Origin of the sequence: Halomonas sp. PA16-9 (assembly GCF_009728585.1) — a bacterium.
GTDB classification, from domain to species: domain Bacteria; phylum Pseudomonadota; class Gammaproteobacteria; order Pseudomonadales; family Halomonadaceae; genus Vreelandella; species Vreelandella titanicae.
Genome location: NZ_CP040451.1, coordinates 2,235,587 through 2,247,284, shown reverse-complemented (window position 1 = coordinate 2,247,284; position 11,698 = coordinate 2,235,587). Strand labels below are relative to the sequence as shown.

Sequence of the window (11,698 nt, the reverse complement as noted above, 5' to 3'; positions counted from 1 at the left end):
CATGAGCTATCAACTCGAAAACACCCAGCGCGGTGAAAAGTACAACACGATTTTTAGCAAGGTTTCACCGGCCAAGCGGCGTAACCGCACCGCCCGTGCACACTGGCGCTCGCGTCTCTTGCTTGGCCTGTATCTGGCACTGATGATTCTGCCCATTTACTGGCTGATCAATATGTCGCTACAGACCAATAGCGAAATTCTCGGCTCGATGACGCTGTGGCCCCAGAACCTTACTTTTGATAACTACATCGGCATTTTCACCAACTCAAGCTGGTACATGGGCTACGTCAACTCGATGCTCTACGTGGCGATGAATATGCTCATCACCATCTGCGTCGCGCTACCCGCCGCCTACGCCTTTAGCCGCTACACCTTTATTGGCGACAAGCATCTATTTTTCTGGCTGCTGACCAACCTAATGGCGCCACCTGCGGTATTTCTGCTGCCCTACTTCCAGCTCTACTACTCGGTAGGCCTGTTCGATACCCACATCGCCGTCGCGCTGGCTCACTGCCTGTTCAATATCCCCCTTGCTATCTGGATTTTGGAGGGCTTTATGAGCAGCGTGCCTAAAGAGATCGATGAAACCGCCTATATCGACGGCTATAGCTTTCCGCGCTTTTTCGTCAAGATTTTTATCCCCATGATCCGCTCAGGCATTGGCGTCACGCTGTTCTTCCTGTTCATGTTCTCCTGGGTGGAGCTGTTGCTGGCCCGCACGTTGACAGCCACTGACGCCCAGCCCATTGGCATGATCATGACGCGCACATCGACTGCTTCTGGGATTGACTGGGGCACTTTGGCCGCCGCCGGTGTACTCACCATCATTCCCGGCATTCTGGTGGTCTACTTCGTTCGTAACCATATCGCCAAGGGCTTTGCCCTGGGCCGTACCTGAGGAGATCTCGCTATGTCTTGGATGGTATGGACAGTGCCCACCGCCATATTCTTTTCATCCATTGCGGCCATGCTGGCAGGCATGACGGTATGGGAGATCATGTCGCCCACTGTTGAACGCAAAGGTTTTTTACCCATTGCCACCACTCGCGGGGATCGGCTGTTTATCGGCCTGCTCTCCGCAGCCTTTATCCATTTGGGCGTGATCGGCTTCACGTCACTTTCCATTTGGATAGCACTAGCGGTATCAGCCGTATGGCTGCTGGTTTTAATGCGCTGGGGATAGCCCTTGGGACTAGCCCTTGGGAAATGCCATCAGCGTTTAATCGGTATCAAGGACGGCCAAGCCATCAAGGAAGAACACAACAAAACGAGGTCAACATGCAAAAGCACGACAATAAATCCAAACTGACTAAATTCAAACTGACAACCCTCGCCGCCAGCTTGTTGCTGGCGTCGGGAACGCTGTCAGCGCAAGAGCAGGATACCCGTGCCATCGCTGAACGCTTGGTCGACGAGCACTTCCAGAACTCAACCCTGAGCCGCGAAGAGCAGATCGAAGAGCTGATGTGGTTTGCCAACGCTGCCGAGCCTTTCCGCGGCATGGATATTCAAACCGTGGCTGAAGGCCTCACGACTCACGTTTATGAAAGTGAAGTGCTTGCAGAAGCCTTTAGTGAGCTGACCGGCATTAACCTGACCCACAACATCATCGGTGAAGGTGATGTGGTGGACACCATGCAGAATCAGATGCAGTCGGGTAACAGCATCTACGATGGCTTCGTCAATGACACCGACTCCATCGGCACGCATATTCGTTATGGCACCACCATCAACCTGTCTGAAGCGATGGAGAACGAGTGGGCCGACTATACGTTGCCCACCCTGAACTTAGACGACTTTATTGGACTGCAGTACGGCACCGGGCCAGATGGCAGCCTCTTTCAACTGCCTACCCAACAGTTCGCTAACCTCTACTGGTTCCGCTATGACTGGTTTACCGACCCTGAGCTGATGGCACAGTTCGAAGAGGTCTACGGCTATCCTCTTGGCGTTCCCACTAACTGGACGGCCTATCAAGATATCGCCGAGTTCTTTACCGAGCATGTCGGCGAAATAGATGGCACCAAGGTGTATGGCCATATGGATTACGGCCGCCGCGATCCATCACTGGGCTGGCGCTTCCACGACTCCTGGCTCTCCATGGCAGGTATGGGCAGCCCCGGCGTCCCTTCCGGCAACCCGGTGGATGACTGGGGTATCCGCGTCAACGAAGATAGCCAGCCAGTAGGCGCAAGCGTAAGCCGCGGCGGTGCTACTAACTCACCGGCCTCGGTATTTGCCATGCAAAAAGCCGTCGATTGGCTGCGTGACTATGCCCCTCCCGAAGCACAGGGCATGACCTTTGGTGAGGCTGGCCCGGTACCTGCGCAGGGACACATTGCCCAGCAGATTTTCTGGTACACCGCCTTTACTGCCGACATGACCGACCCTGCAGTCGCAGTGACCGATGACGAAGGCAACCCGCTATGGCGCATGGCTCCATCCCCCACCGGCCCGTACTGGGAAGAGGGTATGAAGGTCGGCTACCAAGATGTAGGCGCCTGGACGTTCTTCGATTCAACGCCGGAAGATCGTCGCACCGCGGCGTGGCTGTTCGGCCAGTTCACCGTGTCTAAAACGGTGTCTTTGGAAAAACTGATGCACGGTCTAACGCCGATTCGTGAATCTGACATCTTCTCTGAGCAGATGACCGAGATGGCCCCCAAATTAGGCGGCCTGGTGGAGTTCTACCGCAGCCCCAACGAGTCGAACTGGACGCCTACCGGCACCAATGTGCCTGACTACCCACGCATGGCCCCACTGTGGTGGCAAAACCTGGCGCCTGTCATGAGTGGTGAAGTCACGCCTCAGGAAGGCTTGGACAAACTGGCGGCGGATATGGACAGCACCATGCATCGCCTAGCCAGGGCCAACGTCTTCGACAGCTATGCGCCCGTGCTCAATGAAGAGCAGGATCCGCAATACTGGCTGGATCAGGAAGGCTCACCCAAAGCCAAGCTGGACAATGAAATGCCACAAGGCACCACCGTTCCTTATGACGAAATGATGGAAGCCTGGATGGAAGCCGGTACGCGCCAAGAGTAATCACGCGTAACGCTTGCAGGGTGGGCAACCGCCCTGCAAGGGTTTCATTGGCGGCAGGCCATAGCACAAGAGAAAACACCCAGGGCACCAGGGCTATTTATTTGTTAATTGGATCCGCTATGAAACTGCGAAATCGAAATATAGAAAAATTACCTACCGAGACCTTTGATGCCCTGATTATAGGGGGCGGTATCAATGGCGCGGCCACTGCGGCGGCGCTGGCTGGAAAAGGCGCTAAAGTCGCACTGATTGATCGCGGCGACTTCGCTGGCAGCACCAGCATGCACTCCTCCAACTTAGTGTGGGGAGGCATTAAATACATGGAAAGCAAGGATTTTGCACTGGTTCGAAAATTGTGCAAAAGCCGCAATCACTTGATAAAGAGTTACCCCTCTACCGTGCAGGAGATTCGTTTCCTGACCACTATTTCGAAAGGTTTCCGCCACTCACCACGCTACCTATGGGCGGGCACCTGGCTTTACTGGCTGATGGGCAACGGCTTCACTAAACTGCCACGCCTGCTTTCGCCTAACAAGATTAAGCAGCAAGAACCCATTATCGATATTGAGGACGCCGTTGGCGGCTTCGAGTACTCCGACGCCTACCTCCACGATAATGACGCACGCTTTGTGTTCAACTTTGTGCGCCACGCGCTTAACTATGGAGCAATTGCCGCCAACTACGTCGAGTCACTCGGCGCCGAACGGGTCGGCGACCTATGGGTGACCAAAGCGCGCAACGTGATGGATGGCAGCACTTTCGATATTCATGCCAAGGTATTAATCAACGCTGCTGGCCCCTGGGTAGATCAGCATAACGAGCTGACCGGCCAAAAGACTACCCATCATCACCTCTACTCCAAGGGCATTCACCTCATCGTTCCACAGCTAACCGATTCACAGCGGGTGTTGGCATTTTTTGCCGATGATGGAAGGCTGTTCTTCGTCATTCCCATGGGCAATCGCACCTGTATCGGCACTACCGATACCCATATGGAGCATCCAGAGGTGGACGTTACTGCTGACGATATCGCCTTTGTGCTGGAAAATATCAATAAACGCCTAACGCTAGATCAACCGCTCACACAAGACGACATTATCTCGACACGCTGTGGCGTAAGGCCTTTAGCCATCAAAGATGATCAGGGCAGTGACCGAGACTTTTTACAGCTTTCTCGCAAGCATGTGGTCGATACCAACGTTGAGAGTGCGCATATCAGCATCTTTGGTGGAAAACTTACCGACTGTTTGAACGTAGGGGATGAGATTGCCGAAGATATAAGCCGCCTGGGCGTTTCACTTTCAGACCCCAACTTTCGGTGGTACGGGGAACCTGCCAAGCCCGTGAAACAGCAGTTTATGGATCAAGCCAAGCGTATGAACCTGGATGCCATGACCGCCTCTACGTCATCGGAGCTGCTCTCCTCTCGGCTGTGGCGGCGCTATGCCGATCAAGCCATACCGATGCTGGAGAAAATTCGTCAGGATCCCGCTCAGGGCGAAATCCTCATTGAAGGCACTGAGTACATCCGTTGTGAAATTGAGCATGCCCGCGACCACGAGATGATCACCCAGCTTGAGGACTTCCTGCGCCGCCGCGCCAAAGTTTCTCTGGTGGTACCTCATGAGCAGTTACGCCATTCCACAGGTTTAAAGGAAGCGTGTCGGGTACTGTTTGGTGACGATGCTGAAAATCGATTTAGCCAGTACTTCGAACAAAATCGCGATACTGCACTTCCGCCGACATCGACAGCGGTTTAGCGTAAAAAAGCCCCCTCACCTAAGTGAGGGGGCTCAAACAATCAATAAGCGATGCCCTACTCTTCGTCTTCAATTCGCATTTGAGAGTCCCCTGAGAGCACTTCATCCCAAGCTTCTTCCAGTGTGCATCCTGAGCGGCTATCCACTGTGTCGATGACCTCAACGGCATGCTGCAGTGATTCACGGTTGCCCTTCAGTGCCACAACAAGTCTAGCGAGATCTTGTTTGCTGAAAGTGCTGGCGATGCTGTCGGCTTGTTGGCTCAGTTCGATGCAGTTCATTAGTAATACCTCATGGTATGGTCATCCGCTGCTTAACCGACTATCGGTTAAAAAAAGCAGCCATCTTAGTTAACGACGTATGGTGACGTTGCTACTCATGCTGGGCCGGATAAGTGCCCAGTTCGGCAACTGCGAAACGGTCACAAGCTTTGCAAGACCTTCGCCTTTAGCGCTCGGGTAATACTGAAGCGCTATGGTTCTGTAGCAGGGATCGGGTCAGTGACTCGGGATAACGAAGCACCCTCCTGATCCATGGCTTCACTATGGTTCACTGCAACAAAACCCACAATGCATCATTGGCAGCAGGGGTGGTTGTAACTCGACTACATAAACACTCATTAAGTGTTAAGTGTGTTAAAGACTTTCATGAGGGGCGCTAAAAGCGAAGAAAGGCGGCCAATGGTTTAATTGGCCGCCGCATTATAAAGAATCGAAAGAGTTAATAGATAGTGTGCTTAAGTAGTGGGCTAAATCGTTATTACCTAAGGCGTGGAGCGCACGCGCGAAACCGCATCCAACCAGCCTTGATAGAGCTGCTCGCGAGTGGTCTCCTCCATAGCAGGCATAAAGCTCTTCTCACAGCGCCACAGCTGCTCAATCTCTTCGAGGGTTTGATACCAACCTAAACGCAACCCGGCTAAGTAAGCAGCCCCCAGCGCCGTGGTTTCCAAAATCGTAGGGCGATCCACCTGGACACCCAGCATATCGGCAAGAAACTGCATCACCCAGCTGTTCTTCACCATGCCACCGTCGACGCGCAAAGTGCCTGGTGCGGCCTCCATGTCGTCGTTCATACAGTGCTGGAGGTCTCGGGTTTGATAGCACACCGCTTGCAGGCCTGCAGCGACTATTTCCGCGATACCGGTATCGCGAGTTAACCCAAAAATAGCGCCGCGGGCTTTGGGATCCCAGTGTGGAGCGCCCAAGCCGGTAAAGGCGGGCACCAGATAAACGCTGTGGCCACTGCGGGTCTCCTGGGCCAAGGCCTCCGTCTCTGACGCATCGGCAAACAGGTTCAAGCCGTCACGTAACCACTGCACCGTCGCCCCCGCCACGAAAATACTGCCCTCCATGGCATAGGTCGGCTTACCGTGAAGCCGGTAGCCAATGGTGGTCAACAGGCGATTGCGCGACAGCGAGGGCGTTTCACCGGTATTCACAATCATAAAACAGCCTGTGCCATAGGTGCTTTTACCCATCCCCGGTTGAAAGCACGCCTGCCCCACTAAAGCAGCCTGCTGATCCCCGCTACCCCAGCAATGGGGAGCGCGGCACCCAGCCAGTGCGCTTCGGTGGTGCCAAAATCATCGCTGGAGTCTTTCACTTCGGGCAATAAATTGGCGGGAATATTAAATAGCGCCAGCAGCTCTTCATCCCACTCCTGAGTATGGATATTAAACAACGCTGTACGCGAAGCATTGGTGGCATCGGTCACGTGCTGCTGACCGCCTGTCAGCCGCCAGATTAAAAAGCTATCTACCGTTCCAAATGCCAACTCGCCCTGCTCGGCGCGCTCCCGAGCACCCTCAACGTTGTCCAGTACCCAACCAAGCTTGGTGGCTGAAAAGTAGGGATCAATCAATAGGCCCGTTTTAGCTTGAACGGTATCGGTATAGCCTTGATCGCGCAGTGACTGGCATAAATCTGAGGTGCGGCGATCCTGCCAAACGATGGCGTTATAGAGTGGCTTACCCGTTTTCCGATCCCACAGAATAGTGGTTTCCCGCTGGTTGGTAATGCCGATCCCGGCTATTTGGTCGGCGGAAACTTCAGCGTTACGCATCACATCTCGGCAAGTCGCCACCACGGTTTCCCAAATGTCTTCGGGGTTGTGCTCAATCCATCCGTCGTGGGGGAAGTGCTGAGTGAATTCTTGCTGGGCAACAGCGGCCACCTGGCCTTGGCGGTCAAACAGAATGGCGCGAGAACTGGTGGTACCTTGATCAATGGCGAGTATAAAAGAGGACATATCGAGTTCGCTTTGTTGTATTATCTTTCGATTTTGTATGATTGGAAACCTCTGATTAACGCGATGAGCGCAGGCCAGACAAGGCAAAAATCAACGAAAAAGCGGAGTTTACGGGGTGTAAATGAGCATTTTGAGGCGATTTTTAACGCTGTATGGCCAAGCGCAATAGTTAATCAGAGGTTTCCACGTTTTCGCTTTATTATCATCCAAGGCTACTCTAGCCGCCCAAAATGCTCAAGGCTGAAACCACCTCATTAAGCAATGTAGAGCGCCACATCGTGTTGCGTCAGCAAGCGCTGAATCGCGTCTGGGGGTTTGCGGTCGGTAAATAGCGCATCCAGCTGTTCCAGGTTACCTTGCCGAACAACCGGGTTACGGTGGAATTTAGAGTAGTCCGCCGCCAGATAGATGCGCCTGGAATTGGCGATAATCGCCTGAGCAACGCGCACTTCCTGGTAATCAAACTCCAGCAGTGAGCCATCCTCATCGATACCGCTGATGCCGATAATGCCGTAGTCCACTTTGAACTGATTGATAAAGTCGATCGTTGCTTCACCGATAATGCCGCCGTCCCGGGAGCGCACCTGACCGCCGGCGATAATCACGGTGAAATCCTCTTTATGTTGCAGGATAGCGGCAACATTTAAATTATTGGTAATGATCTCAAGGCCCTGGTGCTCTAACAGCGCTTGAGCAATCACTTCATTGCTGGTGCCGATATTAATAAACAGAGAGGAGTGATTCGGGATGTGCTGTGCTAAACAGCGGGCAATGCGCTCCTTTTCTTCCAGATGCAGTGTCTTGCGCGTGCTGTAGGCGGTATTGACTGTACTCGACTCGATTCCTACTCCGCCATGCACCCGCCTCACCCGGCCCTCATTGGCCAGGGTATTTAAATCGCGACGGATGGTTTGTGGTGTCACGGCAAAATGATCGGTGAGCTGCTCAATACTCATATAGCCGTGCTGACGAACCAGCTCGACAATGGCATCCTGACGAAATTGTTGATTCATAAGCCCGGCCTGTTCGATTTTTATTGATATCTGAACATAATCTAGCAAAATTTTCGAAACCTAATAGCACTATTCATACAATTCCGCAGGTGCCAAACCGACAGACCAAGCGGCGACCTCGCCTATTAAAGCGGCCACACCCATAGGATCATTGGGATAGCAACCACCAGCACCACCAGTGATAGCGGCAAGCCCAGTTTCCAATAATCACCAAAGCGGTAGCCGCCAGGCCCAAGCACCAGCGTATTGGATTGGTGCCCAATAGGGGTTAAAAACGCACAGGAAGCGCTAACAGCTACGACCATCAAAAACGGATCCAGTGAGACGTCAAAGCCATTGGCTAAGCTCACCGCAATCGGTGCCATCAGTAGCGCAGCCGCCGCATTGTTAACCACATTGGAGAGCAGCATAGAGAGTAAAAACAGCCCTATCATGGTCACCACCACCGGCCAATCGCTGCCAAAACTGAGCAGCGCGTTAGCAATCAAATCTGCACCTCCACTGGTTTCTAATGCTTCGCCCACGGGAATCATCGCCGCGAGCAGCACTATGACGGGGCCATCAATGGCCTGATACCCTTCCCGGAGTGGTAACACGCCAATCAGGAGCGAAATCAGTGCCGCACTACTCATGGCCACCGCTGCGGGGAGTAGATCAAACAGCATGGCGACGATTGCCAAGGCAAAAATAGCAATCGACATAGCGAGTTTGCGTGGCTGCCCCAGATGCAGTTCACGGCTAGCCAGGGGTAGACACCCAAGCGAGGCCAGGCTATCTGACATCTCGTTTTCACTGCCCTGGAGGAGCAAAACATCACCGTTTTTAAAACGAATATCCCGCAACCGCTGCTTCAAGCGCCCGCCATCTCGTGCGACAGCCACCAAGTGCAGGCCAAACTGATGGTTTAAGCGTAGCTGGCGTACGCTGCGGTTAATCATCATTGAGTCGTTACGCACCACGGCCTCGATCAGTTGCAGGCCCTCGGTATCCACGGGCTGTCGATCCTGCGCAGAATCTTTCTTATTCGCAGGATCCTTATCACTCTCCGTAGGCTCAGCATCCTCCGCCTCAGGGTCTTCCTCCAACTCTGCAATCGCGCTTAGCCCTACTTTGTCTTCCAGCATTTGAAGCTCATCAGGCCCTGCTTCTAATAGCAGAATATCGCCCTCTTCCAGTGCGCCGTGGAAGTTATAGCCCGCACGGCGGTTGTCATCACGCACCACCGCTAACACGGGAATGGTTTCGTCCAGTTCGTCGCGCAACTGCTGTAGCGTTAAGCCTTTGGCTTTCGACTCTTCACCCACTTTCAATTCGACTAAATAGTTGGCGGTATCGAACATTTCATCCGTAGAGGCCTGGCCGCTACGCTTGGGCGTCAAGCGCCAGCCCACCAGAACAATAAAGGCCAGCCCCGCCAGCGCAACTACGATGCCAACAGGCGAGAAGCTAAACATACTAAATGCTTCATCTGTCACATCACGGCGATAACTGGAAATAATGATATTGGGTGGGGTACCAATCATCGTGGTCAGGCCGCCGAGCAGAGAGCCAAACGCCAGGGGCATAAGCAGTAAGGAAGGCGAGGTGTTGTGTTCGCGGGCAAGCCGCATAGCTACCGGTAGCAGCAGTGCCAGGGCGCCCACATTATTCATAATACCTGACAGCACAACAATGGTACCCACCAGCACCAGGAGTTGGAGCAGCAGGTTTTCCCCCACTTTAAGCACTTGGTTGGCAATAATATCGACCACGCCCGAGCGCTCAAACCCTCGGCTAAGCACGAGTACAGCGGCCACGGTAATCACCGCCGGATGGCCGAAACCGGCGAAAGCGCTTTCGGCCGGCACAAGCCCCAGCATGACCGAACCCAACAACGCTGCCAGCGCCACTAAGTCATAACGAAAGCGTCCCCATATAAACGCGGCGAGCGTTAGCCCAAGTACGATAAACACCAGTGTGCTAGGTGTAAGCGTTAACCCGCCAAGATCCAATGCTTCAATACTTACGTTTTCAATACCGGAGCCCTCAGCGCTTGAGCCCTCAACACTTATGTCCTCAGCCGACATCCTTTTCCCACTCCCTTGCTGGCGTTTGAAAGTTCACCATGCGATTGATGCAAAACACGCTTTAACATGACTATTTCTTCTGCACATTAGACGTTTACTATACAGAGGTATAGACCCTGCATACGCAAAGCCTATAAACACATAGCCAAAAGGGACAAAAGCTCGGCAAAGCCGAGCTTCATATCGGTAGTGTAATGAAGGGTAAAACGGGCTAATAAAAGCGCTTACTTTTGGCGCTCAACAATAATGTGAGCATCAACAATCTTATAGCGATGCGTGCAGCCTTTGAGATATAGGAAACTTCACGGGGCCCTGGCCAATCGCTTCAGGCTGCCCCTGCTGCTGCTCTCAAAGTTCTATCGTCGGCTAAAATGAACCCGCTACGGCAAAAGAATAGTTGAGCCCGTGGTCTTGCGGCTTTGCAGGGCGTCTTGGGCTTTGCCAGCTTCTGCAAGTGGGTAGCGGTTGGCGATATCAATGTTGACCTTACCGCTTTCAATCATGGCGAAAAACTCTTCGCACATCATCTCCAAACGCTCGCGGGTGTCGGCGTAGCCATTCAGGCTGGGGCGGGTCACGTAAAGTGCGCCCTTCTGATTCAGAATGCCGATATTAACGCCCTCCACCGGGCCAGACGCGTTGCCAAAGCTGACCATCAGACCACGGGGCTTCAGGCAGTCCAGTGACATTTCCCAGGTGTCTTTACCCACCGAATCGTACACCACATCGCACATATCGCCGTTGGTAAGCTCGCGTACGCGCTCTACCACGTTCTCTTCGCTGTAATTAATTGTCGCCCAGGCACCGTTGGCCATGGCTAGATCCGCTTTTTCCTGTGAACTGACTGTGCCGATCAGCTTAACGCCTAACGACTTCGCCCACTGGCAGGCAATCGAACCTACCCCGCCCGCTGCGGCGTGAAATAGAATGGTTTCGCCACCTTTTAGTTCATAGGTTTGGCGCAGCAGATACTGCACGGTAAGGCCCTTGAGCATACTCGCCGCTGCGGTGTCGAAATCAACGAAGTCGGGTAGCTTGACCACTTTAGCCGCTGGCAGCGTATGCAGTTCAGCATAGGCGCCCAACGGGCCTTGGGCATAGGCCACGCGATCGCCAACCTGAAGGTGTGTGACTCCTTCGCCAACCGCATCGACCACGCCTGCACCTTCGGTGCCTAGACCAGAAGGCATGGAAGGGGTTGGATAGAGCCCGGTACGAAAATAGATGTCGATAAAATTAAGGCCAACGGCTTTATTAGCAATACGTACTTCACCCTGGCCAGGTTCAGCAGGGGTAACGTCGACCAGTTCAAGTACCTCAGAACCGCCGGTGCGGGCAAATTGAATACGCTGAGACATTAGGACTCCTTATTGTGTAATTCGGCTATTATTCGAGTTGATACGCCATCTCTGAATAATGCTAAGCATGGCAACAGGTGCTGCTATACAAGCGCGTCATGGCATTTAAATCAAGCTAGCACGCTAGCGTATTTTTACCCACTAGAACGCGAGGCAATGCAATCCTGCTGTCATGCGCCCATGCTAATATTAGCGCTTCTTTATCG

General features: G+C 53.3%; 8 protein-coding genes and 1 pseudogene. 4 read left to right on the top strand and 5 right to left on the bottom strand.

Going from position 1 to position 11,698, the window contains the following annotated elements; genetic code table 11:
- Window position 1: 1 nt before the first annotated feature.
- The 4 genes from FDY98_RS10360 to FDY98_RS10345 all read left to right on the top strand — a co-directional run bounded on the left by FDY98_RS10360 (window position 2) and on the right by FDY98_RS10345 (window position 4,805).
- Window positions 2-898, top strand: a complete 897-nt coding sequence (locus FDY98_RS10360) for a carbohydrate ABC transporter permease (protein ID WP_027959233.1) — start codon at window positions 2-4, stop codon at window positions 896-898.
- 12 nt (window positions 899-910) lie between these two features.
- Window positions 911-1,183: a DUF2160 domain-containing protein gene (locus FDY98_RS10355; protein WP_022523709.1), complete on the top strand. Its 273-nt coding sequence runs from the start codon at window positions 911-913 to the stop codon at window positions 1,181-1,183.
- 95 nt (window positions 1,184-1,278) lie between these two features.
- Entirely contained in the window at window positions 1,279-3,045 is a 1,767-nt protein-coding gene (locus tag FDY98_RS10350; protein ID WP_027959232.1) for an ABC transporter substrate-binding protein, read from the top strand.
- A 119-nt stretch (window positions 3,046-3,164) separates the two neighbouring features.
- The gene (locus FDY98_RS10345) at window positions 3,165-4,805 is read left to right on the top strand and encodes a glycerol-3-phosphate dehydrogenase/oxidase (protein ID WP_027959231.1); all 1,641 of its coding nucleotides are present in this window, start codon (window positions 3,165-3,167) and stop codon (window positions 4,803-4,805) included.
- A gap of 56 nt (window positions 4,806-4,861) precedes the next feature.
- Here FDY98_RS10345 and FDY98_RS10340 read toward each other — a convergent pair whose 3' ends face one another.
- From FDY98_RS10340 to FDY98_RS10320, 5 genes and pseudogenes are all read right to left on the bottom strand, one after another.
- Window positions 4,862-5,086 (bottom strand): hypothetical protein, encoded by a 225-nt coding sequence (locus tag FDY98_RS10340; RefSeq protein ID WP_022523712.1) that lies wholly within the window; start codon window positions 5,084-5,086, stop codon window positions 4,862-4,864.
- A 482-nt stretch (window positions 5,087-5,568) separates the two neighbouring features.
- A pseudogene (gene glpK, locus FDY98_RS10335) lies at window positions 5,569-7,055 on the bottom strand (glycerol kinase GlpK).
- A 254-nt stretch (window positions 7,056-7,309) separates the two neighbouring features.
- Window positions 7,310-8,068, bottom strand: coding sequence for a DeoR/GlpR family transcriptional regulator (locus tag FDY98_RS10330; RefSeq protein ID WP_022523714.1), 759 nt, complete (start codon window positions 8,066-8,068; stop codon window positions 7,310-7,312).
- A 125-nt stretch (window positions 8,069-8,193) separates the two neighbouring features.
- Window positions 8,194-10,134 (bottom strand): SLC13 family permease, encoded by a 1,941-nt coding sequence (locus tag FDY98_RS10325; protein ID WP_009286509.1) that lies wholly within the window; start codon window positions 10,132-10,134, stop codon window positions 8,194-8,196.
- Between the two features lie 380 nt (window positions 10,135-10,514).
- Complete coding sequence (locus tag FDY98_RS10320; RefSeq protein ID WP_009286508.1) at window positions 10,515-11,492, bottom strand: NADPH:quinone reductase; 978 nt, start codon at window positions 11,490-11,492, stop codon at window positions 10,515-10,517.
- Window positions 11,493-11,698 lie beyond the last annotated feature (206 nt).